Annotated in this window: 21 protein-coding genes and 1 pseudogene; 4 read left to right on the top strand and 18 right to left on the bottom strand. The window is 30.0% G+C overall.

Features of this window, described 5'->3' with window-relative positions; all coding sequences use genetic code 11:
• Nucleotides 1-16: 16 nt before the first annotated feature.
• From DP68_RS08065 to hflX, 6 genes are all read right to left on the bottom strand, one after another.
• Nucleotides 17-1,414 (bottom strand): PLP-dependent aminotransferase family protein, encoded by a 1,398-nt coding sequence (locus tag DP68_RS08065; protein WP_035308272.1) that lies wholly within the window; start codon nucleotides 1,412-1,414, stop codon nucleotides 17-19.
• A 70-nt stretch (nucleotides 1,415-1,484) separates the two neighbouring features.
• Complete coding sequence (locus tag DP68_RS08060; RefSeq protein ID WP_035308270.1) at nucleotides 1,485-2,381, bottom strand: nucleotidyltransferase domain-containing protein; 897 nt, start codon at nucleotides 2,379-2,381, stop codon at nucleotides 1,485-1,487.
• Between the two features lie 82 nt (nucleotides 2,382-2,463).
• On the bottom strand, nucleotides 2,464-2,685 hold the full coding sequence (locus DP68_RS08055) for a hypothetical protein (RefSeq protein WP_035308267.1): 222 nt from the start codon (nucleotides 2,683-2,685) through the stop codon (nucleotides 2,464-2,466).
• A 188-nt stretch (nucleotides 2,686-2,873) separates the two neighbouring features.
• Entirely contained in the window at nucleotides 2,874-6,314 is a 3,441-nt protein-coding gene (locus DP68_RS08050) for a pyruvate carboxylase (RefSeq protein ID WP_035308265.1), read from the bottom strand.
• 417 nt (nucleotides 6,315-6,731) lie between these two features.
• Nucleotides 6,732-6,893, bottom strand: a complete 162-nt coding sequence (gene rd / locus DP68_RS19205; protein WP_081957132.1) for a rubredoxin — start codon at nucleotides 6,891-6,893, stop codon at nucleotides 6,732-6,734.
• A 164-nt stretch (nucleotides 6,894-7,057) separates the two neighbouring features.
• Nucleotides 7,058-8,836, bottom strand: coding sequence for a GTPase HflX (gene hflX, locus DP68_RS08045; protein ID WP_035308263.1), 1,779 nt, complete (start codon nucleotides 8,834-8,836; stop codon nucleotides 7,058-7,060).
• A gap of 109 nt (nucleotides 8,837-8,945) precedes the next feature.
• On the opposite strand from hflX, the gene hpt reads away from it, so the two are divergent.
• On the top strand, nucleotides 8,946-9,473 hold the full coding sequence (hpt, locus tag DP68_RS08040; protein WP_035308260.1) for a hypoxanthine phosphoribosyltransferase: 528 nt from the start codon (nucleotides 8,946-8,948) through the stop codon (nucleotides 9,471-9,473).
• Between the two features lie 428 nt (nucleotides 9,474-9,901).
• On the opposite strand, the gene yunB is transcribed toward hpt, so the two are convergent.
• A complete protein-coding gene (gene yunB, locus DP68_RS08035) occupies nucleotides 9,902-10,531 on the bottom strand; it encodes a sporulation protein YunB (protein ID WP_291548146.1) in 630 nt (209 codons plus the stop codon).
• 262 nt (nucleotides 10,532-10,793) lie between these two features.
• Between yunB and DP68_RS08030 the strand changes: the two genes are divergently transcribed.
• On the top strand, nucleotides 10,794-13,169 hold the full coding sequence (locus DP68_RS08030; RefSeq protein WP_035308634.1) for a PBP1A family penicillin-binding protein: 2,376 nt from the start codon (nucleotides 10,794-10,796) through the stop codon (nucleotides 13,167-13,169).
• Nucleotides 13,170-13,201: 32 nt separating this feature from the next.
• On the opposite strand, the gene spoVAE is transcribed toward DP68_RS08030, so the two are convergent.
• The 6 genes from spoVAE to spoIIAA form a co-directional block, all read right to left on the bottom strand.
• Nucleotides 13,202-13,558 (bottom strand): stage V sporulation protein AE, encoded by a 357-nt coding sequence (spoVAE, locus tag DP68_RS08025; RefSeq protein ID WP_035308633.1) that lies wholly within the window; start codon nucleotides 13,556-13,558, stop codon nucleotides 13,202-13,204.
• A gap of 2 nt (nucleotides 13,559-13,560) precedes the next feature.
• Nucleotides 13,561-14,595, bottom strand: a complete 1,035-nt coding sequence (gene spoVAD / locus DP68_RS08020; RefSeq protein ID WP_035308259.1) for a stage V sporulation protein AD — start codon at nucleotides 14,593-14,595, stop codon at nucleotides 13,561-13,563.
• 22 nt (nucleotides 14,596-14,617) lie between these two features.
• Nucleotides 14,618-15,073: a stage V sporulation protein AC gene (gene spoVAC, locus DP68_RS08015; RefSeq protein ID WP_035308257.1), complete on the bottom strand. Its 456-nt coding sequence runs from the start codon at nucleotides 15,071-15,073 to the stop codon at nucleotides 14,618-14,620.
• 81 nt (nucleotides 15,074-15,154) lie between these two features.
• Entirely contained in the window at nucleotides 15,155-15,907 is a 753-nt protein-coding gene (gene sigF / locus DP68_RS08010; protein ID WP_035308256.1) for an RNA polymerase sporulation sigma factor SigF, read from the bottom strand.
• 9 nt (nucleotides 15,908-15,916) lie between these two features.
• Nucleotides 15,917-16,345 (bottom strand): anti-sigma F factor, encoded by a 429-nt coding sequence (gene spoIIAB / locus DP68_RS08005; protein ID WP_035308255.1) that lies wholly within the window; start codon nucleotides 16,343-16,345, stop codon nucleotides 15,917-15,919.
• Between the two features lie 15 nt (nucleotides 16,346-16,360).
• Nucleotides 16,361-16,696 carry an anti-sigma F factor antagonist gene (gene spoIIAA / locus DP68_RS08000; protein ID WP_035308254.1) on the bottom strand — a complete coding sequence of 112 codons (336 nt, stop codon included), beginning with the start codon at nucleotides 16,694-16,696 and terminating at the stop codon, nucleotides 16,361-16,363.
• Nucleotides 16,697-16,966: 270 nt separating this feature from the next.
• Here spoIIAA and speE point away from each other — a divergent pair, with 270 nt between their 5' ends.
• Nucleotides 16,967-17,794, top strand: coding sequence for a polyamine aminopropyltransferase (speE, locus tag DP68_RS07995; RefSeq protein ID WP_035308252.1), 828 nt, complete (start codon nucleotides 16,967-16,969; stop codon nucleotides 17,792-17,794).
• Nucleotides 17,795-17,890: 96 nt separating this feature from the next.
• Here the strand turns inward: speE and DP68_RS07990 are convergent, their stop codons facing one another.
• A complete protein-coding gene (locus DP68_RS07990; protein WP_035308250.1) occupies nucleotides 17,891-19,645 on the bottom strand; it encodes an N-6 DNA methylase in 1,755 nt (584 codons plus the stop codon).
• Between the two features lie 77 nt (nucleotides 19,646-19,722).
• On the opposite strand from DP68_RS07990, the gene pdaA reads away from it, so the two are divergent.
• Nucleotides 19,723-20,769: a delta-lactam-biosynthetic de-N-acetylase gene (gene pdaA, locus DP68_RS07985; RefSeq protein WP_035308248.1), complete on the top strand. Its 1,047-nt coding sequence runs from the start codon at nucleotides 19,723-19,725 to the stop codon at nucleotides 20,767-20,769.
• A 105-nt stretch (nucleotides 20,770-20,874) separates the two neighbouring features.
• Here pdaA and DP68_RS07980 read toward each other — a convergent pair whose 3' ends face one another.
• The 4 genes and pseudogenes from DP68_RS07980 to DP68_RS07970 all read right to left on the bottom strand — a co-directional run bounded on the left by DP68_RS07980 (nucleotide 20,875) and on the right by DP68_RS07970 (nucleotide 24,924).
• Entirely contained in the window at nucleotides 20,875-21,582 is a 708-nt protein-coding gene (locus DP68_RS07980) for a WecB/TagA/CpsF family glycosyltransferase (protein WP_035308246.1), read from the bottom strand.
• 3 nt (nucleotides 21,583-21,585) lie between these two features.
• On the bottom strand, nucleotides 21,586-22,239 hold the full coding sequence (locus DP68_RS19200) for a sugar transferase (protein ID WP_081957148.1): 654 nt from the start codon (nucleotides 22,237-22,239) through the stop codon (nucleotides 21,586-21,588).
• Between the two features lie 54 nt (nucleotides 22,240-22,293).
• Nucleotides 22,294-23,802: pseudogene (gene murJ / locus DP68_RS07975) on the bottom strand (murein biosynthesis integral membrane protein MurJ); the annotation flags it as partial.
• The gene (locus tag DP68_RS07970; RefSeq protein ID WP_291547935.1) at nucleotides 23,803-24,924 is read right to left on the bottom strand and encodes a glycosyltransferase family 4 protein; all 1,122 of its coding nucleotides are present in this window, start codon (nucleotides 24,922-24,924) and stop codon (nucleotides 23,803-23,805) included.

Below are 24,924 nucleotides of genomic sequence, written 5' to 3'. Positions count from 1 at the left end.
AATTCCCCTATTCTTTTTATAATAGTGTATTTAATATATCAATTCCCTTTTCTATATCTTCATCTTTAACTTGAGAAAATCCCATTCGAAAATATTTTTTTCCTTCTTCAGGATTTAAATAAAATAATACCCCAGGAGTTATAAGTAGTGCATTTTCTCTACATTTATAAAATAACTTTATACAATCTATATCATCATTTAAGATTTTAATATAAAAATAAAGTCCTCCATTTGGATATATAATTTCTGCTTTGTTACAAAGCTTTATTTTTAATTGATTAGCAATAATCTCATACTTTTCTTTATAAAATTTATTAAGATCACTTATATATCCTTTCCAAAGGCCATTACACACATATAACTCCAATACTCTCTGCATCAAACTGGATGTAGCTATGTCTGTGCTCACCTTTGAATTTTGTATATTCTCTCTAAAGACTTTAGGGCTTATTAAATACCCAAGTCTTATACCTGGTAAAAACACCTTAGAAAAACTTTTTATATATATAACTCTATCATTTATATCCATACTTTTAAAGCTTTTATACTCCATATCATTATATATAAGTTCTGATAAATAATCATCTTCTATAATATAAAAGTCATATATTTCTGCCATATTTAGAAGTCTCTTTTTCTTTTCTAAACTGTAGCTTATACCCGTTGGATTTTGAAAATAACTCATAATATATACACATTTTATCTTATTTTTCTTTACTAGTTTTTCTAACAGGTCAAGGTTCATTCCATCCTCTTCAATCGGCACTTCAAATATATTTGCCCTACGCCACTTAAATACCGTAAGTGCTCCTCCATAAGTTGGCTTTTCAACAACTATATTATCATTTACGTTAATCAATGCTTTAGAAACTATATCTATTCCTTGCTGGGCCCCTGAAACTATTAAAACATTATCACTGCCCACATTTCCATTCCAAAAAAAATCATCAATGATCTTTCTAAGTCCTTCATATCCTAGCGCCTCTTGATTCACTAAAGCTTTTACTCCATCTCTTTCCAAAACTTCATCTATTATATTTTTAAAAATATCTATATGAAATAATTCACTTGATATGCTTTCTCCAGTAAAATCTATATACTTAAGCGACTTATCATCCAAGCTTTTTCTTATTACCTCGCCATATTTTCTTCTAAAATTCAAAACAATTTCTTTCCTTTTGGCATAGGTTCCGCTACCTATTTTTTGAATGGCGTATCCTTCACCTTCTAGCTTCTTATAAGCATTTACTACAGTAATTCTATTTACATTAAGCATACTTGCCATATCTCTAATGGGAGGAAGTTTTTCACCATCTCTTATAATATTTCCCTCTATTAACTTTTTTATATGCTGAACTACTTGAACATACTTAGGAGTATCATTATCTTTAAAACTTATTTTATATTTTTTCATAGATTTACCCCAATTACTTATTTTAAAAGCGAACTTAATTTTAAAATCAAGTTCGCTTTTAATTTAAATGTTATACAAAGAATACTATTTCATTAAACAGCACTTTGCCATTATTAGTTTTAAATGGTCTTGTTTCTTTCTTTATAACTTCCTTTTCTGAAAGTTTCTCCAAAACAGCCTCTATAGCTATATCAAAATCTGAAAAAAGGGCATCCTTTTTTATATCTTCTGCGCTTAAAAATGAATCCTTACTTTGCATATACTCTAATAATATTGAATTTATATCCTTCAGATTAGCCTCTACATATTTTTCTATAAAAGCTAACATATTTTCAATTGCTTTTATTGTATCTCCCTTATTAAAGAAAAGCTCATCTACTCTTTCTTTAAAAGCATCATTTAAATCCATAGCCATTATAGTAGCATCTTTACTTATCATATATCCTAATAAATTTACATATAGTTTTGCAAATTCTTCAGAGCATTTCATAGCTGATGTATACGCAGTATATACACCATCATTATGTAAATACTTCCTACAAACATCAATGCATTTTAATAACTTTCCAAAATAAACCATATTCCATCTTTCTCTATCTAGATCCGGATAAAATCTACCTTTGTCATAATAGCCCGTTATATCTTGATCTTTTGAAAATATTAATCTAGACGAAGCAAAAATTCTATGCATAAAGCCTCCCTTTAGATCCATTGTATGAAGCTTTAAGAATTTACTTTTGCTCATGAATTTTACATGTACTGGTATTTCCATTTCTTCCATGTATATATTTTTTATATCACTAATTCTTTCGCTAGTTACAACAAACATGTCTATGTCAGACTTATCCCATAAGTCTCCTGTAACCATACTCCCAAAAACCATAGCTGCAAGAATTTGTTCATTACTTTTTAATCTTTCTACCATACAATTGAATGCCTTTTGGTATTGAGAAATTGTCTTTTCCACCCGTCTTCCCCCTTTTTGGTATATCCACAACTAAAAATTAAATTATTCTTAATTATATAATATTATTAAGTAAATTAAAATACTATATATCAACTTTTAATACACTTTTACGCATTAATTCATTACAACTTTCACACTGGAATACATGAAAGCAATAATTTTCTGTATCTTGTATTGGCATATCTGCACTATAATCATCAAAATAGTCCTGTACTCTCCCCTTATCTACGCAGCTTCCCCCACAGTTACCACATATAGTCCTTATATCTCTTATTTCATTGCACACTGGACAAACCTTACTCATTTAAAATTCCTCCTTGAGACTTTTTACCATATATTACTTTACCTTTTTTAGCTTATATTTATACGTAAAATTTATACTTTAGTTAATTGCTTCTATATTTTAAATAAAAATTCACCCAAAGCTATCTTTAGTATATTAAAAAGGAAGTTTGTTTTCTCAAACTTCCCTTTATTTTACCTAATACTTTCTTATTGATTGTTTAACTTAACAACCAGCTGGCCAGTTTTGACCTGCTCTCCTTCTTTTACATATATCTTTTCTACTTTTCCATCTACAGAAGATACTACATTGGTTTCCATCTTCATAGCTTCAATTATTGCTATACTATCCCCTTCTTGTACTATATCTCCTTCTTTAACTAATATCTTATACATATTTCCAGGTATACTTGCTCCAATTTCATATAAATCCTCTGCGTCTGCCATGAGTATTTCTGTATCTTCAGTTAAATTTTTCATATGGTTTGCTTTATCTACTATTTCTATTTCTCTTCTATTTCCATTTACTTCGAATACTAAACTTCTCTTTCCTTTGTTAAGTTTTCCGATTTGAAGTAATTTTACTATTAATGTCTTACCCTCTGCAATCTCTATTTCACTAGTTTCCCCTTCATACAATCCATGGAAGAACACATCACTTCCCATGTGGCTTAAATCACCATATTCCTTTTTATATTTAATATATTCATCAAATACATCTGGATAAAGAGCATAACTTAAAGCATCCTTATCATCAACTTTTATATTGTACGTAGTTTCTAAGTGATTTTTTATACTATCAAAATCTTCTGGAGGAAGTAATTCACCTGGACGAACTGTTATAGGTTCTTCTCCCTTCAATACAAGCTTTTGTAATTTTTCAGGAAATCCGCCGCTAGGCTGCCCCATCATCCCTTTGAAATATGAAACTGTAGAATCTGGAAATGCCATATTATGACCCTTTTCATATATGTTTTCTGGATTCAAATCATTTTTAACCATGAATATAGCCAAATCTCCTACCATTTTAGATGAAGGAGTTACTTTAACTATGTCTCCTACCATATCATTTACCTTTTTATACATCTCTTTTACTTCATTAAATCTATGACCTAATCCAAAACTTTCAATTTGAGGCTTTAAATTTGAATATTGTCCTCCTGGAATTTCATATTTATAAATTTCCGCAGAAGCCACCTTTAATCCTGTCTCAAATCCTGCGTATACAGGTCTTACAGCACTCCAGTAATCAGATACCTTTTGTAGATTGTCTATATTAAGTAGTGTATCTCTTTCTGTATTCTTAAGTGCAGCTACTATAGAGTTCATAGAAGGTTGACTAGTAAGTCCTGACATACTGCTAAAAGCACTATCTACAATATCAACTCCTGCTTCAGCAGCCATAAGTATTGTAGCTACTCCGTTCCCTGTCGTATCATGAGTATGAAGATGTATAGGAATCGAAATTTCATTCTTTAATGCTTTTATAAGCTTTGATGCTGCATAAGGCTTTAATAAAGCTGACATATCTTTAATTCCTAAGATATGTGCTCCTGATTTTTCTATTTCCTTTGCCATATCAACATAATATTTTAGTGAATATTTATCTCTTTTTTCATCTAATATATCTCCTGTATAGCATATACAAGCTTCTGCTATTTTACCAGTTTTAAGTACTTCATCTATTGCAACTTCCATGCCTTTAAGCCAATTTAATGAGTCAAATATTCTAAATACATCTATTCCTCTATCAGCAGATTCCTTTATAAATTTTCTTATTACATTATCAGGATAGTTTTTATATCCTACTGCATTTGATCCTCTTATAAGCATTTGAAGCAATACATTGGGAATTCTTTTTCTTAGTTCTTCAAGTCTTTCCCAAGGATTTTCCTTTAAATATCTATACGCTACATCGAAGGTTGCTCCTCCCCACATTTCTATAGAGAAAAGGTCACTTGCTAAATTTGCTTCCGCCTTAGCAATTTTTATCATGTCCTTACTTCTCATTCTTGTAGCCATTAAAGATTGATGCGCATCTCTCATTGTAGAATCTGTTATAAGAAGCTTCTTCTGGGACTTAATAAAATCAACTACTCCTTTAGCACCCTTTTCATCTAGTATTTGTTTTGTTCCTCTTAATTTATCTTCATGATTATACTTAGGTACATGAGGTACATCAAAACTTGGTTTATTTCCATGAGTTTCATTTACTACTTTTTCACCTATATATGTTAGCACTCTTAATTCTTTATCTGCTTTAGGTTTTATTTCTAAAAGTTCCTGATTATCAGCTATAAAACTAGTAGTACATTTTCCATCAAGAAATGTATCATGATTAAGCACATTTATTAAAAATCCTACGTTAGTTTTTACTCCTGAAACTGTAAGCTCTCTTATAGATCTTATGGCTTTTCTTGCTGCATCTTTAAAATCCCTTGACCAAGCAGTTGTTTTTACAAGTAAACTGTCATAATAAGGGCTTATTACGGAACCTGTAAATCCATTTCCTCCATCTAGTCTAATGCCGAAACCAGAACCACTTCTATATATGTCTATTCTTCCTGTGTCTGGAGCAAAATTGTTAGCAGGATCTTCTGTGGTAATTCTACATTGTATAGCATATCCTCTTGCTTCTACGTCACTTTGAGATTTTATATTAATTTCTTTAGAATCCAATTTATATCCTTGGGCCACAAGTATTTGACTTTGCACAATATCTATCCCTGTGATCATTTCAGTAACTGTATGCTCAACCTGTACTCTAGGATTCACCTCAATAAAATAATGATTTCCATGAATGTCCACCAAAAATTCTACTGTTCCTGCATTTCTATAACCCACATGCTTAGCAATTTTAAGTGCATCATTACATATTTCTTCTCTTTTTTCTTTACTTAATGAGAAAGCTGGTGCAAACTCTACTACCTTTTGATGCCTTCTTTGAACAGAGCAGTCCCTTTCATATAAGTGAACTATATTTCCATATTTATCTCCAAGTATTTGAACTTCAATATGCTTAGGTCCTTCTATATATTTTTCTATAAATAAATCATCAATTCCAAATGCTTTTTTTGCTTCATCCTTAGCATTTTTAAAAGTTTTTACAAGCTCTTCTTTGCTTTTAGCTATTCTCATACCTCTGCCGCCGCCGCCAGCCGCAGCTTTAATCATGACAGGATAGCCACATTCCTCTGCTATATTTAAAGCTTCTTCTTCTGATGCGATAGCTCTCTCTACTCCTGGAATTGTAGGAACTTTTACCTCTTTTGCAACTATCTTAGAATTTATTTTATCTCCTAATCTCTCCATTATATCTGGAGTAGGTCCTATAAATTCTATTCCCGCTTCAATACATTTACGTGCAAATTCAGGATTTTCAGATAAAAATCCATATCCAGGATGAATTGCATCTACACCTTTTTTAAGCGCCAATTCAACTATTTCATCTATATTCAAATACGCTTCTACTGGTCCCTTATTTTTACCTATTAAATAAGATTCATCTGCCTTTGTTCTAAACAAAGCACATTTATCTTCATTTGAATATATAGCCACTGTTCTAATGCCTAATTCATGGCATGCTCTAAATATTCTTATGGCAATTTCTCCTCTGTTAGCAACTAAAACTCTTTTAAACTTTTTTACCACCCTTAAACAACTCCTTTTGCATTAATACTTTATGTATAATTATAAATTTTCGTGAATATCAACTTCATATTTTTCCCATTTTGTTATGTATATGAATTAATAATTATATAAAAACTTCACTTATAATTAACCTTTAAATCAAAAAAGCTAATGTTTAATCCGATTTATGAATACATTTACATTATTTTATTTTACAAAATTGAAATTTATAATGAAACCCTCTTGCAAATATAATATCTCAAAGTTGCATAATAATCAATACTAAAAAAGATAGAACATACTTCTTTTATAATCTCTAATTTCCATTCTCTAGTTTATGAAATTATAATTATTATCTATATTAAAGATTAGTTACTGCTGATTAAAATTAAAAGGTCACATCAATTCATTTTGATGTGACCTTTTAATTTTTATTTATTAAGCTTCTTTTTCAAATTGATCTTTACCTACTCCACAAAGTGGGCATACCCAACTATCTGGGATTTGAGCAAATGATGTTCCTGGAGCTACCCCATTATCTGGGTCTCCTTCTGCTGGGTCATAAACATATCCACATACCACACAAACGTATTTATCCATAATTAAATCCTCCTTAAGGCTTCATGTAAAATTTTCTTTCCTTTATTTTACTACACAAAACTTTAATTATCAATATTTATCATATGATATTTATTATTTGTTAATAACTTATTTTCTTTTACGAACACCAATTATTTATTTTCGTACTTTTAATAAATAATATGTTATTTAGTCATATACTCTTCACAAGTGTTATATACCATTTCACTTACTTCTGCACATATATAAGTTCCATCTTCCCTATATTCCTCAGATATAACATTAGAATTTCTATGCAAATAAGCTACCATAGATTGTTTATCATAAGGAATTAAATATTCTGCTTTTCTAAGCTTATTTGGAAGTTTTGAGCCTATAAGATTTAAAAGTTCCTCTAGATTTATATTATGCCTTGCTGAAATTTTAATATTCATTTTATCCTTAAATAATTCATTTATTTCCTCAAGCTTTTCTTCACTAAGTTTATCAATTTTATTTAAAACATAAACATAAGGCTTATCAATAGCTGCCAATTCTTCTAAAACCTTATTTACCGCTTCAATTTGCTCTAAATAATTTTCTTGAGATACATCTACTACATGAAGTAATAAATCTGAATATATAACCTCTTCTAATGTTGACTTAAATGCCTCTACCAAATCATGAGGCAGCTTTCTTATAAAGCCTACTGTATCTGTTAGTGTGATAGTTCTGTTATCCGGGAGAACTATTGCACGAGTTGTAGTATCCAATGTAGCAAAAAGCATATCTGCTTCCAAAACGCTTTCTTTTTTAATAGTTTCCTTTGCAGCTATAGTGCATAAAGTATTCCTTAAAGTTGACTTTCCTGCATTTGTATATCCAACTAAGGATACTTTAGGAATTTCACTTCTACTTTCTCTTTGAGTCATTCTTGTTTGTTTTGTCTTTTCTAATTCACTTTTCAAGTCATATATTCTTTCTTTTATATGCCTTTTATCTGTTTCAAGTTTCTTTTCCCCAGGTCCTTTTGTTCCTATTCCTCCGCCTGTTCTTGAAAGCACCGTTCCAAGCCCTGAAAGTCTTGGAAGTCTGTATTTAAGCTGAGCTAGCTCTACTTGTATTTTCCCTTCTCTACTCTTAGCTCGTTTTGCAAATATTTCAAGTATTAATGTAGTTCTATCAATAACTTTAACTCCTATTATATCCTCTAAATTCCTTACTTGAGATGCTGTAAGTTCATCATCAAATATAACTACATTCGCCCTTTTAGCTTGCCTTAAGAGAGCAATTTCTTCTACCTTACCACTTCCGACATAATAAGCCGTATCTATTTTATATCTATTTTGAAGCATTTTATCTACTACTTCTACCTCACAAGCTCTTGCTAGTTCCTCTAATTCATCTAAACTTTCTTCACTTTCTACTCCTACAAGTATTGCCTTTTCACCAGTTTCTTCTTCTACAGAAGTGGTTTTAATTAACTCTTCAATATATCTAACTTTATCCAATATAGGATAATTTATAGCTTCTTCTAAGATAAGTTTCTTCGTAGTTTCTGCTACAAGCATGTTATCCTTTACATTGCAAAATCCAAGTGTTATATCTGTAATATCATTTTCATCCACTCCAACTGCTGCAATACAGTCTAATTTCAACTTTATTAAGGCTGATATATCTAAAGCAGATAAATGAGAATTACCATTTGGGTGAGTATGAATAATTCTTACTCCTGATAGTTTTCTTTCCTTTATATCTATCATAGGCATTTCTACAGAAGTACTGTCACCAATTGCAACTCCCTCAATCATTCCTTTCCTGCTTATAGCCACACTTACCTCTCTATTAACATCTAATGTGACACCTACAATTATATTAATTAATTCTTCCGTAAACACTTCATCTTTCGGAATCTTCAAATCATATATAGCTTCTAACCTTTTTAATGTACTGTCTTTTATACCTTCTATATTCCCATTTATCATTTAAATCACTCCCATAAAAATTACTATACCTTGACAACTTTCATATTATTTTATACTATAATAGCAATATTGTAAATAACATATAATTATGTATATTTGGAGGGCACTTATGGAAGGAAAAAAAGAAAATATATTAATATCTAAAGAAGAAATCGAAAAAAAAGTTGCAGAATTAGGTTCTAGAATTTCTAAAGAATATGAAGGCAAAAATTTATATGTTTTATCTCTATTAAGAGGAAGCTTTATCTTTGCTGCGGATTTAGTAAGACATATTACTGTTCCTACAAAAATAGGATTTATGACTACTTCAAGCTATGGTCATTCTGAAGTTTCTACAGGAAGTGTACGAATTGTTAACGATATTCCAGACAATATCGAAGGCTTTGATGTTTTAATTGTAGACGATATAGTTGATACAGGAATTACTATGGATTTTGTAGTTAATCATGTTAAATCCTTAGGTGCCTCTTCTGTTAACTGTTGCGTACTTTTAGATAAACCAGAGAGAAGAAAAGTAGATATTACTCCTAATTATTGTTGTTTCCAAATCCCAGACGTATTTGTTGTAGGATATGGACTTAATTATGGAGATTACTACAGAAATGTTCCATACATATTTAATTGGGAAGAGAACTAATACATATTATACAAATATTACGACGTTTTTAATGTTCCATCTTGGGTATGGGTTCTGCATTTAAGAAAGCGTTCACTGCGCAAAGAAGCTCTAATATCTATTAATTAAAATCACCTAACCTTTCTAAACTGGCTGTAGCTCAGACATTAGAAAGTTCTTTACGGTGCTTTAAATTGATAGATAAAGAGCTTCTAATTGCTTGTTCAATACTTTCTACAATGCAGAACCTATACTAAATTTAACATTAAAAACGTCTTCATCCACACTGCTGAAGGAAGGAATTTCGTTTTGACGAAATTCCTTTAAATTAATATTTATCAAAGGGTTGATAAGCCCGAAGACCGATAGGTCGAAAAATATTAGTAATACAATCTTTTATTAAGAACCTTTTATCATACTCTCATATCTTTATTTATAAATTAAACTTTTTAATTCCCCCTGATTCTAAATCCTGAATTTTCTAGACTTCCTCCTAGGAAATTTTCCGGTATCTTTCCTACTATTATGGTTTCACAAACCGGTATTTCACTTAAAATTTGTACATCCTCACTTTTGGTAGGTATTATAACCCTTATATTACTCTTTACTTGGATATAAATTTTATGCCTTGTTTGATTAAACCCTACAGATTCAAAGTCAGATATATATTTAGTTTCAATATATCCAATAGGATTCATTTTCACTGTAATACTTGGCCCAAAATAAGCAATCACATTATTTTGAGTAATATATCCTATAGGAATTTTCATTCCAACATCACCCATATCCTTTAGCTTTTGTTGAGATTCTAATGCTACATCGCAAGCCAATTTATTTAACTTTAAAGTATCAGACTTAACTAATGTTATATTTCCTGAATTATCTTTTTCTATCTTAATTATGTCATCATACTGAAAGCTTTCTAAATATTTATTCATGATAGACTGGTTTAAAGTTTCTATTGCTTTTCTTTTCATTTCAACATTTGCAACATCTAACACCCTAGAAGCAACTATCTTATCAAAAGCATATATAAAAACATTTATTATAATACCTATAAGCATTATAATTATCCACACTTTAATCTTAAAACTAATTTTTCTTCTCTTAATAATTCTCACTTCCTCGTATTATTAACACATTCTTTATATTTACTTATTACGAGTTTTTTAATTTTATTACTAAATAATCCTTATTATTATATTTTTTATCCTAAGTATATATATCACCATGGCTAAACATATATATTTTATTAAAATCCTTTTATGTGTTATAATATTTTAAAGTTGGTTAGAATTAATAATATAAAATTTCAGGAGGAAAATTATGAGCAACACAAAAATGGGGAAGAAAACAAAGAACACCCGTTTTAAAGTTTTTAAAATTACCATTGTTACTCTCATTTTACTTTTTGTATTTGGCGCTGTAGCAACTATGGGTGTAGTACTTGCCATGGTAAAGACAGCCCCGCCACTTGATGTAAATAAAGTATTAAGTTTAAATGAACCATCAGTAATATATAATGATAGTGGACAATTTATGGATACTGTTATTTCTGATATAAATAGAAAAGTAGTATCTTTTAAAGATATGCCCCAAGATTTAAAAGATGCCTTTATTGCTATTGAAGATGAGAGATTTAAGACGCATAGCGGAATAGATATTAGAAGAATATTTGGCTCCACCCTTACTAATATAAGTAATAAACTTACAGGAAAACGAGGCCTTCATGGTGCTTCGACTATCACTCAACAGCTTGTAAGAAATACTATGCTTAGTAATGAAGTTAAGATAAAAAGAAAAGTACAAGAAGCTTATTTATCTTTACAGCTAGAAAAGCAATTAAGTAAAGATCAAATTTTGGAAGCTTACATGAATACTATTCCACTAGGAGGCCCTGCTTATGGTGTAGAAGCTGCATCACTCCAATATTTTAATAAAAGCGTTTCCAAATTAAGTTTATTAGAGTGTGCATTCGTAGCAGGTCTTACTCAAAGTCCATCTGTATTTTATAACGCAGTTGTAACACAAAAAAATACTTCTTCATATACAAATAGAACTAAATCAGTTTTAAGTAAACTTCTTGAAAATGGATATATATCTCAAACTGAATATAGTACAGCATTATCAGATTTAAATAATAAAAAACTAACTTTTAACTTTACTAGACAAAGTAATAGTCTTAAGTATGAATGGTTTTCTAGAGAAGTAATAAGAAGAGTAAAACAAGATCTTATGGCTCAATATCATATAGATGAAGATGATGCAAATAGAATGATAATGTATGGTGGACTTAAAATATATTCAACCATGAATAAGGATATGCAAGAACATACCCAAACCACTCTAGATAATATGGATTCTATACTTGGCATGAAGTCTAAATATATAGATAAAATAGCTCAACCTCAGGCTTCTGCAGTTATTATGAATTATCGTACTGGTGAAGTTAAATCTATTATTGGCGGTCGCGGCAATCAGCCTCCTCTTTCCTTTAATAGAGCTACACAATTTTATAGAGCTGCAGGATCAAGTATAAAGCCAATAAGTGTATATGGCCCCGCTATAGACTCAAAACTTGCAACCGCTGCTAAGATATATGACGATGCTCCAGTTCCTGCAGAAATAGGAAGATTTTATCCTGATAATGGTAAGCCTTATAATCCTAGTAATAGTCCTGCTATTTATGAGGGACCTATGACATTAAGAGAAGCATTAACTAAATCTAAGAATGTTATTTCTGTTCGAATTGAGCATGAATTAAGCCTTAGTACTGGTGCTGATTACGCTAGAAAATTTGGACTTAAAATAGATAAAAATACAGATGAAGCAAGTATGGCAGCTATGTCACTTGGACAGCTTGGGGGTAATCCTGGAGTTAGTGGTACTAATACCCTAGCTATGGCTGCAGCTTATGGAGTGTTTGGAAATGGTGGTATGAAAGTAGATCCTATTATATATACAAAAGTGCTAGATAGAACAGGTAAATCTATATTAGAAAGCAAATTTAATTCTACTAAAGTTTTATCTCCACAAGCAGCCTATATTATGTATGATCTTTTAAGAGGCCCTGTTTCTGGAGTAGGCGGTACAGGTACTGCTGCAAACTTTAGTCCTATGGCACATGGTAAAACAGGTACAACTAATATGTCCATAGATTTATGGTTCACAGGCTTAACCCCTTACTACTCTGCTGCTGTATGGATTGGTAAGGATGATCATGGAAGTTTTAATGAAAATTATACTTTTGGAAAATATATAGGCAGTAATGATGCTGCAAGGCTTTGGGGAATTATTATGCAAGATGCACATAAAAACTTAGCATATAAAGAAATACCTATGCCTTCTGGAATTGTTCAAGTTCCTATATGCACAGTTACAGGAAAAATTCCTACAGATGCATGTCCTTCTACTACTATTCGTAATGAACTATTTATAGAAGGTACTGTACCTACTGAAATATGCGATTATCATATTAGAGTTCCTGACGAAAAACCTGATGAAACTGATACGGATTCAAAAGATGACAAAGATAAAAACACAGATACAGATAACATAGATAAAAATGAAAATTCTTCAGATTCAAATAATAATTCTGGTGATGATACTAACACTGATACAAATGAAGGCAGTACCAATGATAATAGTACTCCATCAGACAACACTGATTCTAATAAGATTATTAATAACTTCATTAAACCTAAGGGCAAGAAATAAAAGATTAAGATGCTAAATAGCATCTTAATCTTTTATTTCTTTGTTTTTGGATTAAATAATAGTGCCATTATATATCCAAATATTATAGCTGCACTTATCCCTCCTGCTGCTCCTTTTATTCCTCCCGTGAATGCCCCTATCAATCCTTTTTCATTAACTTCTTTTATTGTAGCCTTAGCTAACGAATACCCAAATCCAGGCAGAGGCACTGTTGCACCTGCTTTGCCGTATTTAACTATAATATCATAAACATTTAAAGCTCCAAGTATTACTCCTATAGTTACAAAGCTAACAAGTATTCTCGCTGGAGTAAGTTTTGTAGTATCCATAAGTATTTGTGCAATTACGCATATTATCCCTCCAACTACAAATGCATTTACATAATCCATATTCATGCTTTATCTCCTCCAGTACCATATTCTATAGATACGGCATGAGCAATACCTGGTATACTCTCACCTTGAAGTGAAGACGTCGTGCTTAACAGAGCTCCTGTTGAAACCAATAGCACCCTCTTAAATTTTCCTTTACGCATGTTTTTATATATATATCCACTAGCTACTACTGCTGAGCATCCACATCCACTTCCACCAGAATCAGTCTTTTGTCTTTCATTATCAAATATCTCTTCTCCGCAATCTATATAATTAGAATACATATCATACCCATATTCTTTTAAAAGCTTTTGGGTAATTTCTCTACCTATTTTCCCTAAATCTCCTGTAGCTATTAAATCATAGTCTTGCGGAGTTCTCCCTGTGTCCTTAAAATGCCGATATATAGTTGAAACTGCTGCTGGTGCCATAGCTGCTCCCATATTATTTGCATCCTTTATACCATAATCTTTGACTTTGCCAATAGTTACGTAAGTAATATATGGATAATTACCTTCTCTAGCAAGCACCATTGATCCAGACCCAGTCACTGTCCATTGGGCTGTAGGCGGCCTCTGATTTCCAAATTCTAACGGATATCTAAACTGTCTTTCTGCTGCGGAGAAATGGGATGATGTAGCTGCTATAACATTCTTTGCAAATCCTCCGTCCATTGTAATAGATGCCATACATAATGATTCTGTCATTGTAGAACAAGCACCATATAATCCTATAAAGGGAATTTCTAAATCTCTAGCCGCAAAAGTGGATGATATAATCTGATTTAATAAATCTCCTGCAAATAAAAAGTTGATGTCCTGAGGTTTTAATTTGGCTTTCTTTATACTTTCTGTTATAGATGTATATAATAAAGTACTTTCTGCCTTTTCATAACTATCTTCACCATTTAGATCATCATCTAAAATTAAATCAAAATAATCTTTAAGTGGTCCATCTCCTTCTTTAGGTCCAACTACACTAAAAGTTGAAATTATTCTAGGTTTGCTTTCTATTTTCAATGTCTGCTTTCCTATCAACTTTAATTTATCCAAGGCTAACACCACCCTCTTTTATCTATAACATTTTAAAAAAGTAATATATAATTCCTATAACTACTGAACTACTTATTCCATATACAAGCACTGGTCCAGCAATAGTAAACATCTTAGCTCCTACTCCAAATACATAACCTTCTCTTTTAAATTCCATAGCAGGAGAAACAATAGAATTGGCAAAACCAGTTATAGGTACTACTGTACCTGCTCCTGCATAGCTTGCTATTTTATCGTATATTCCGAGTCCAGTCAGAAAAGCTCCTATAAACACCATAACTATTGCTACATAAGTACCTACTTCTTCGCTGGGTACTCCCATATTTATAAAGAAATTATTAAAAAACTGTCCCACATCACATATAAGTCCACCTATTATAAAAGCATACACACAATTTTTAACTAAATTATGCTTTGGTTCAGCTTGAACAGAAATCTCATCAAATTTCTGTTTAACTTCTTTCTCAGTTTTTTTCATAAAATCCCCTCCGATACTTATTTTGTGCATAAAAAGATTTTTAATTCAAAAAAGAAGTAATAGGATAATTCTCTTATCCTATTACTTCAATTTTTCTTTCATTACTTTAAGTACCTTTTTTTCTATTCTTGAAACTTGAACTTGGCTTATTCCAAGCATCTTCGCTACCTCTACTTGAGTTTTATCTTTAAAGTATCTAAGCATTATTATTTGCCTGGATTTTATATCTAAAGTTCCTATAACTTCTTTTAAAGCAAGCCTATTTACCAGTTCTGAGTCTTCTTCATAATTATCACTTATCTTATCTATAAGCATAATAGGTGCACCATCTTGCTGATGTATGGTGTCATATAAATACTGCATACTATTTGCTGATTCTGTAGCAAATATAATTTCTTCTTTTTCTACACCAGAATAATTGGATAACTCCTCTAAAGTAGGTTCTCTATTTAATTCTTTAGTAAGTGCCTCCTTATCATAATGTAATTTTCTAGCTGTTGTTTTTACGCTTCTACTTACCTTAATCATTCCATCATCTCTTATAAATCTTTTTATTTCGCCCATTATCATAGGAACAGCGTAAGTAGAAAATTTTACTCCATAGCTAGCATCAAAATTATTTACTGCCTTTACTAGCCCCATACATCCAATTTGATATATATCCTCGTACTCATATCCTCTATTTAAAAATTTCTTAGTTATGGCTGATACTAAAGGTAGATTTATTTCTATTAGCTTATTTAAGGCATTTTTATCTCCTTTTCGTGCTTTTTCAACGAGCTCTAGGTTTTCTTCATAACCATACGTACTCCTGTTTACTGCTTCTTCACTCATAATATTCACCTAACTTATAGCTCTGAAAGTTTTTTTCATTATTATTTTAGTTCCCTTGCCCTTTTCAGACTCTACCTTTAAACCATCCATAAAAGACTCCATAACAGTAAATCCCATACCTGAACGTTCTAAATCTGGTCTTGAAGTATATAATGGCTGCATGGCAAGTTCTATATTATCTATTCCCCTGCCATCATCATGAATTATTATGGTAAGTTCTCTGTTCTTAATATAAGCTTCTATTTTAACAGTCCCATCCTTACTTTCATATCCATGTATAATTGAGTTAGTTACCGCTTCTGATACTGCAGTCTTTACATCAGTCAATTCATCAATAGTGGGATCTAATTGAGATGCAAAAGCTGCCACTGCAACTCTAGCAAAGCTTTCATTTTGTGACTTACTTGCAAATTCTATTTTCATAACATTATCATACATTATACTTTCCCCCCATTAAATATTTTCTAATGCTTCTTCATTTGTTTTAAATAACTTTATTATTTTAAACATACCTGATAATTCAAAAACTCTATTTACATTGTCATTTACATTTGTAATGCATATCTTCCCACTTTTATAATTCATTTTTTTATATCTTCCAATTACTACACCTATGCCTGAGCTATCCATGAAAGAAACATCTGAAAAATCTAGTATAACCTTGCTCACATCATCTTTATCAATACGGTTATCTATTTTATTCCTAACTTCTTCTGCACTATGATGGTCTAATTCTCCTGCTAAACAAACTAATAATTTATCATCTACATTTTCAAATTCTAAATACATATATTTCCCCCCACTTATGTAAATTTGTGCAATTCTCATTTATAATTAACTTATTCTACATATTACATAATTTTCCTCCTTTTTTATGGGATTTTTTATTTTTCCACTAAGATATTTTTTCATATACTGTTTAAATTTAATCTTCTTGCCACATATTTAAATCATTGTTATAATATTTTTGTTGTATTACATGATTTATATGTCTATAAATCATAACATCTCAATATATTTGAGATGTTTAATATTTATATTACAGGAGGTACTACTTATATGGATTTATGGTTAAAAGAAGGTCAAATATCAGATGCTGTTATGACTTATAAAATAAAGGAAACGTTAGTTACAAAGCAAACAAAGTATCAAGATCTTGCTATTGTGGATACTTATGCTTTGGGAAGAATGCTAGTATTAGATGGCATAGTTCAAACTACTATAAATGATGAGTATGTTTATCATGAAATGATTGCCCATATTCCACTATTCACTCATCCAAATCCTAAAAAGGTATTAGTTGTAGGTGGTGGAGATGGAGGAGCAATACGTGAAATATTAAAGCATCCTTCCATAGAAAAAGCTGTATTATGCGAAATAGATGAAGATGTTGTAAATGAATGTAAAAAATATCTTCCAGAAATAAGCTGTGCGCTAGATGATGCAAGATGTGAAGTTTTTATAGGGGATGGAATTAAATATGTTCATGAGCACAAAAATGAATTTGATGTTATAATAGTTGATTCTACTGATCCATTTGGAGCAGCCGAAGGACTATTTGGAGGAAGCTTTTATAAAGAAATATACGAGTGCTTAACTGAAGATGGAATATTTATTGCACAAACTGAAACACCTTTCTATCTTCCAGATGTAGTGAAAAGAGTTTATGATGATGCCAAATCAACTTTCCCCGTTACTAAGTTATTTATGGCAGCAATACCTACATATCCATCTGGATACTGGAGTTTTACAGTAGGTTCTAAAAAACATGATCCAGAAAATGCAACTGTTCCAGAGAATCTTTCTTTTGAAACAAAATACTACACTCCAAGATTACATAAGGCTTCTTTTGTACTCCCTAAATTTGTAGAAGAATTGCTTAAATAGTTATAAAAGAAAGTCCCTTAGGGGCTTTCTTTTATATAAACTTAATATTTATATTCAATTTCACATAATAGTTGTGAACTACCCATTACTAGATTCTCATAGACTTTCTTCAATGATCTTTTTTTCCTCATCTGTAATTTCAAAGTATTGATATAACTTATTTTCTTCTAAAAAGGTTATATCACATTCTAACGGTATCATTAATTCCATTAATGTATTAGGATAATATTCGTATAAATCTTCTCCTAGCTTTTTTGCAAAACAATGATAATAAAATTCATATATACTACTATTCAATAAAAATAATAGTGTTTTATAATCATAGCTTTTTCCTTCTTTTAAAATCAAGCTATATATATCTGCACTAAAAAAACTTCCTTTATCTAATGCAAATCTGTTACTATTACTTTTATAAGGAAAAATTATCTTCTCACCTTCAAAAATGGAAGGTTTTCTCCCCCATTGTAGCTGATACCACCTTCTTATACCATTTCTACACTCTCTTCTATTCATAAGCTTGTATTCATATGGTTTTATGTGATTTAATGCATTGATATATTTGCTTTCATCATCATTTATAAAATCAGCATAAATTATGTACTCTTTTGCATCCTTTATATGATTTTTTTCTATATAACTGCTTTTTATCCAGGGCCTTAATATATCTATTTCTAGATTTTTATTTTTAATTGTTTCTTCCGAAACTATAAATGCCTTATCGCATCCTGTTATAATTCCTTGATAGCTGTTACATACGTCTTTTAACTTCAAACTAGACTTCCTTTTAATTTTATCTAGTATATTTCTCTCCATGTTACTTCTAAGTATCCAAGTACTATTCTTTATGGCATATTCCCCTATAGTAAAGCTATTATAATTACGTCCTTTATTAAAAAACAACGATTCATAGAACTCTTTTTTATTTTGTCCCTTAATCTTTAATGGCTTTATAACATTAATATCATTTTGCACATTAGAGTTATTAGCATAAATTATAACTGGATCTACTCCTGTATTTTTAAAGGGCCTTAATCCATAAAAGTCTACTATTTCTCTTACAGAGAAATTATTTGATATATATTTTCTTAAGCTTATTCCATTTTGGGACTCTATAAAATATCTCGCTAAAATATATACAACCTTTCCTTCGGACTTTAATAATTCCTTGGTTTTTTTAAAGAAACAATAACAAATGTCCCCCTTATCGCTATAAACTTCTTTATAAGCTTTCTTCAACTTCAGCGAATAATCCTTATCTATAGATTTATGACCTATATATGGTGGATTTCCAATTATAATTTCATATTTATCTTTAATCTCGTTTAACAAAAAATCTTCATTTTTAAAGTTTTGAGGCTTTACTTCCCCGCTTATTAGAAATAAGTCTATTACAAGTATTTTTAATGCAGCATTATCTATATCCATACCAAAAATGTTATTTTTAACTATATGACTTGGAATATTATCTATATTTAGATCTAAGTTGTTTTTTTTATTAATTTCGCTTAGGTTATCTTTATAAATGCTATAAAGATAACTATAGCAAGGTATAAGTATATTTCCACATCCCGAAGCAGGATCTAATATTTTAATATATGGGTTATTTATTATATCCTCTTTTGAGATAACCATTTTTATCATATACTCTGATATTTCCTGTGGAGTATATATAGCTCCTTTATATTTATCTCTACCAAAGTTATTATAATAAATTTCTCCAAAATATTCTTCATTTTTTAAAAAAAATGAATTTTTGTACTTTTTTAGAGCTTCCGTCTTGTAACTCTTATCCATTGGAAGTACAATAATATTATATAACTCGTCTATCTTTTCCAAAAATATATCAATCATTTTATCTCTCTCCATCGTATATTAAGTAGTAATACACACAAACTAAAGTATATCATATATTAGGTAGGTGATTAAATATGAAAAAGAAACATCTTTCTATTTTAATATCCGTCATGCTTTGTTTTTCTTTAATAGGTTGTAAAAGTAGTAATGAAAAAGTATATACAAACCCTGGATCAGGTTCAGTAAATGAACAAGCTAGTAATTCCCCAGATAATAAAAATGATAATACAGTAAATGAAGAAAAAAATATTTCAGAGGAAGAAATAAATACTGAAAAAAACACTTCAACTAAGGATAATTCAGATGAAAAACCTTCCGATGAAGCTGTAGAAAAAGAAGAAAAGCCTATAGAAAATAAGGTTGACCAGCCTTCTAAAGATGCTACTGAGGAATCTAAACCTCAATTAAGCACAACTACTTTAGAGACAAAGGAACGTGATTGGTTTTTTATCCCTAAAAAAGATGGAACTCCATCAACTGTTGACCCTAGCATATTAAATTTAATAACTAAACAAGATGGATATTACCTTGGAAATACAAATGAAAAAGTTTTATATCTGACATTTGATGAGGGTTATGAAAATGGATATACTGGAAAAATATTGGACATACTAAAAGCTAATAATGTACCAGCAGCATTTTTTGTAGTAACACCTTATATAAAGACCAGTTCAGATTTGGTTAAAAGAATGATGGATGAAGGTCACTTAGTATGTAACCACTCAACTAACCATCCTTCGATGGCTTCAACTGCCTTAAAAGGCAAAGATAAGTTTAATTATGAACTTGAAAATACAGCAAAAGTATTTAAAGATCTTACGGGTAAAGATATGCCTAAGTTCTTTAGACCACCTATGGGTAAATACAGCGAGCTTTCCCTTTCTTATACTAAAGAATTAGGTTATAAAACTATTTTCTGGAGCTTTGCTTATAAGGATTGGGATATTAACAACCAGCCTTCACATGACTATGCTAAAAAGATGATAATGGATAGAACTCATAGTGGAGCGATAATGCTTCTACATGCGGTTTCTAAAACCAATACTGAAATACTAGATGACGTTATAAAAGAATTAAAAGCTAAAGGATATAGATTTGCTTCACTTGAAGAACTTAAATAAAATTTAGTTTAAAATAAAAAGCACAAGGTTGTCATAAATAAATTGCCTTGTGCTTTTTTAATTTAATATTATTTTATATAACCGAACATCATAATTAGATTTCATCTAACTTTTAAATATTGCTTTTGCAATGAATGCAGGAATCGATCCAAGTCTCTTTACTCTATAAGGTTCTTTACTCACTCTATACAGCCATTCTAGTCCTAAATTTATCATCCATTTAGGTGCTCTTTTTACTTCTCCTGCAAATACATCAAAACATCCTCCCACGCCCATAAATATATTTGCATTTAATTCATCCATATATTTAGTTATGAATAGTTCTTGTCTAGGAGCTCCCATAGCTACAAAAAGAGCATAAGGCTTTAATTTATTTATTTCTGTTATTAATTCACTACAATTATTCAAATCAAAAAAACCATTATGGCTTCCTAAAACAATAAGCCTTGGGTGTTTTATTTTTAAGTTTCTTATACACTTCTGAAGTACTTCTTCCTTTGTTCCTAAAAGATATATGCTTCTTCCCTCCGCTTCACACTTTTCCAAAAGCTTTTCCATAACTTCAATTCCAGCTATCTTCTTTTGTACACCTTGATTTAATGCCTTCGATGCAATAACTGTTCCTATTCCATCAGGAATAATTATAGAATTTTCAGAAGTAAAATTGTTAAATAACTCCTCATTTTTAAGACCATTATTCAATACCTCTGGGTTTCCAGATATTATATGCACTTTATTAAATTCACTTATATATTTAAAAAGTTCTTCTTCATCTTTATTAAATACCTTATAACCTAACACCTTGCTAAACATATCTTAAAATGCTCCTTCTTTTTTAAATACGGAAAATACTGTCTTAAATAATATTTTTATATCTAACCATACTGAAAAATTCTTAATATATGTTAAATCATAATATATAGTTTTAGCAAGTTCTATTTCTCCTCTTCCACTTACTTGTGCAAGTCCTGTAATTCCAGGTAAAACTAGCAACCTTTGTGAATATTCAGGAGGATAATATTTTACTACATCAGGAATTTCAGGTCTTGGTCCAACTAAACTCATGTCCCCTTTAAAAACATTAAAAAGCTGAGGGAGCTCATCTAAGCTGGTTTTTCTTAAAAAAGAACCCATTTTTGTAATTCTATTATCTTCCTTACTTTGGAAAACAAAATTACCTATGTCCTCCGGATTTATTTCTAAGCTTCTTTTCTTCTCCGCATCCACAATCATTGTTCTAAACTTATATATAGTAAAATCTTTATTATCTTTTCCTACTCTTACCTGTTTAAATACGGCCGGTCCTTTAGAATCTAACTTTATAAGTAATACAAGAATTAAATATATAGGAGACAAAACTATTATGCCGCATAAGGATAGCACTATATCCATAAATCTCTTTATTGCAAACTGAACTTTTTTATTTCTGATATGATTTTGTTCATTTATTTCTATTAAATTATTTTGCATATCAAATTCCCCCTTATTTATTTTTTTATTTTTTAACAGGTTAAAAAAATAATAAATTTCTTCTACTTTTAAAAAATATATAAATACAAAATATGTAGTTAATCCTATTACAAAATTTAAAAGTAATGAAATCAAACTTCCATATGCATTGTTTCCAAAAGTATTCATACAATAAGTGCTTATTATATTTATTATAATGCCCATAATAGCTGCTGAAACTAAAGTTTTTATAAATGTAACATAAATGTTTTTTAGTTCAATTCCGTTCATCTTTTTATTTAAATTTATAAGCATTAGCAAAGTAATAATTATAGAAGAGATACTTGTGGCAAGTGCTAGACCCGAAACCTTCATATATTTTACTATGAATATGTTTATAACAACATTTATTATTATTCCAAAAAAGCTATTTATCATGGGAGTTTTAGTATCCTTAACCGCATAAAAAGCCTTGTTTAAAATATCTCTTAATCCATATGCTATCATAGCTGGTGAATAAAATAGTAATGCATTTGCTGTTAAGTTTACAGCTTCTTGGTCAAAGGCTCCTCTTTTGAAAATTAAAGTTATAAGAGGTACTCTAAGTATTGCTATAGCAATAGATGCAGGAACCATTATGAGTAATATCATATTTATTCCCTTAGATAAAGTTTCTTTATATTCTTTTGTCACTCCATTTACTGCGTATCTAGATAGAAATGGATATATAACCATAGCTATACCTATTGCAAAAACCTCATAGGCCAATGTATTTATTTTATTTGAATAATCAAGTACCGTAGCTGCTCCTACAAACAATTTAGTTGCAAAAGCTCTATTTATAAAATTATTTAACTGAATAAGTGAAGTACTTATTATAACAGGAGTCATAAGCATAAACATACTTATTAATTTCTTATCTTTTATATTAAAAGTCCATTTATATGTATATCCTAAAGCTTTATATTTAGGAAGATTTATTATGAGTTGCGCTAAGAAGCTTATCACTGTTGCCCAAGCAAAGCCATATATTCCATACTTAGCTGTTAAAAAAATCAAATAAATTATGAATACAATATTTGAAACAAGTGACATAGCAGCAGGTTCATAAAATTCATTATGAGATTGAAGTACCCCAGTAATAACACTTTGAATACTTATAAAAAGCAATGATAAAAGCATAATTCTTACAATATTTACAGTAGTATTAAATACATACTGATTTTCTTTGAATCCAGGAGCAAATACTAAGACAATATACTTTGTGAATATTATTAATATTAATATTAATAATATTGTAAAAATGCCATATACATTTACGGTATTATTTACAAATTTAATTCTAGAAGTTTCTTCTTTTTTCTCAATATATTCTGTATTCATTGGTATAAATGTAGTTGTAAGTCCATAACTTATTGTGGTAAGTAAATATACTATTCCTATCGAAAAATTATATATGTCTGAAATATCTGATGCTCCAAACTTTGCTGCTACTAGAGAATCTCTAATTACAGCCAAAACCTTCCCCATTATGGTAAACATCATTACTATTAAAGAACTCTTTATAAACTTAGATTCTTTCATCTAATTCACTCCACTTAAAATTTTACTATACGCATCAAAGTATCTTTCCCAAAAGTTATCCAATGAAAATTCATGTATAACTTTATTATAAAGATTTTCCCCCATTAATTCTATCTTCTCTTTATTCATGTAAGCACATCTCATTTTATCATGTATGTCATTTATATCATAAGGATTTACTAAGAATCCCTCATTTTCACTTATTATACTTTCCATATCTCCAACCTTAGAGCATATGATTGTCTTTTTCATCAAAGCAGTCTCAAGTACTGCGAGTGGTGGTGCTCCCCCTTCGCTAAACGAAGTTAGCACGCCTACATCTGACGCATTTATGTAATCTAGTATATTTTCTTTAAATCCTGCAAATATTACTTTATCCTGTATATTTAACTTTTCAACCTTTTCTTTTAATGTTTCCTCTAAATCCCCAAATCCTAAAAGCATTAATTTTACATCTCTTATTTCAATTTGAAGTTTGAAAAAGGCATCTATTAAGCCATCATGGTTTTTTATTGGATGCATTCTTCCCACCATTGAATATAAAAACTCATTCTTAGATATATTATATATATTTCTTATTGACTCTCTATTTTGCTTTAAATAAGTTTTTTCTAAAGAAATCCCATTAGGTATTACATATTTATTTCCTTTAAATTTTTTTTTACTTATTAGGTTTTGTAGATATTGCGATACACAAATGTAATTTTTATATTTTTTCAACCCTAAAATGCTTAATGGGGTAAAAAATATTCTTTTAAACTTGTTGTTTATAAAATCGTACCTATAGTCACTATGAATTGTAACAACACATGGTACCTTTATTTTATGAGATATCATAAAATATAAAAAATTTGCCTTGGCTCCATGAAAATTAACTATATCTATATTATTTTTTTCAATATACTCTCCTAACTTATCTCCTAAAAGTTCTTTAAAACTATAATAGGTTGCTGGTATATGTAGCTCTTTAGCCCTTTCATATAACATTCCATCTCCTATTAAACAAAGAGAACACTTCATTTCACTTATATTATTTAAACATATATTTATAACATGATTTCCACCACCGCCGTTATCATTTCCTGTTATCACTTGTAATATATTAATTGGTATCACCTCCAT

This window comes from Clostridium sp. HMP27 (assembly GCF_000765165.1).
GTDB lineage: Bacteria > Bacillota > Clostridia > Clostridiales > Clostridiaceae > Clostridium_AK.
Note: the sequence above shows the minus strand (reverse complement) of the source record. Positions and strands in the feature narration are given on the sequence as shown.

Coding starts and splice junctions, on each gene's coding strand:
- spoVAE (WP_035308633.1), bottom strand. CDS start 13,558: ATGGATTATGTAAATGCATTTGTAGTTGGAGGGATAATATGCGTAATT.
- hpt (WP_035308260.1), top strand. CDS start 8,946: ATGGAAGGAAAAAAAGAAAATATATTAATATCTAAAGAAGAAATCGAA.
- pdaA (WP_035308248.1), top strand. CDS start 19,723: ATGAAAAAGAAACATCTTTCTATTTTAATATCCGTCATGCTTTGTTTT.
- spoIIAB (WP_035308255.1), bottom strand. CDS start 16,345: ATGTATGATAATGTTATGAAAATAGAATTTGCAAGTAAGTCACAAAAT.
- spoIIAA (WP_035308254.1), bottom strand. CDS start 16,696: ATGTATTTAGAATTTGAAAATGTAGATGATAAATTATTAGTTTGTTTA.
- DP68_RS19200 (WP_081957148.1), bottom strand. CDS start 22,239: ATGCAAAATAATTTAATAGAAATAAATGAACAAAATCATATCAGAAAT.
- spoVAC (WP_035308257.1), bottom strand. CDS start 15,073: ATGAAAAAAACTGAGAAAGAAGTTAAACAGAAATTTGATGAGATTTCT.
- DP68_RS08065 (WP_035308272.1), bottom strand. CDS start 1,414: ATGAAAAAATATAAAATAAGTTTTAAAGATAATGATACTCCTAAGTAT.
- DP68_RS08030 (WP_035308634.1), top strand. CDS start 10,794: ATGGGGAAGAAAACAAAGAACACCCGTTTTAAAGTTTTTAAAATTACC.
- speE (WP_035308252.1), top strand. CDS start 16,967: ATGGATTTATGGTTAAAAGAAGGTCAAATATCAGATGCTGTTATGACT.
- DP68_RS08055 (WP_035308267.1), bottom strand. CDS start 2,685: ATGAGTAAGGTTTGTCCAGTGTGCAATGAAATAAGAGATATAAGGACT.
- sigF (WP_035308256.1), bottom strand. CDS start 15,907: ATGAGTGAAGAAGCAGTAAACAGGAGTACGTATGGTTATGAAGAAAAC.
- DP68_RS07980 (WP_035308246.1), bottom strand. CDS start 21,582: ATGTTTAGCAAGGTGTTAGGTTATAAGGTATTTAATAAAGATGAAGAA.
- DP68_RS07970 (WP_291547935.1), bottom strand. CDS start 24,924: ATGGAGGTGATACCAATTAATATATTACAAGTGATAACAGGAAATGAT.
- rd (WP_081957132.1), bottom strand. CDS start 6,893: ATGGATAAATACGTTTGTGTGGTATGTGGATATGTTTATGACCCAGCA.
- DP68_RS07990 (WP_035308250.1), bottom strand. CDS start 19,645: ATGATTGATATATTTTTGGAAAAGATAGACGAGTTATATAATATTATT.
- hflX (WP_035308263.1), bottom strand. CDS start 8,836: ATGATAAATGGGAATATAGAAGGTATAAAAGACAGTACATTAAAAAGG.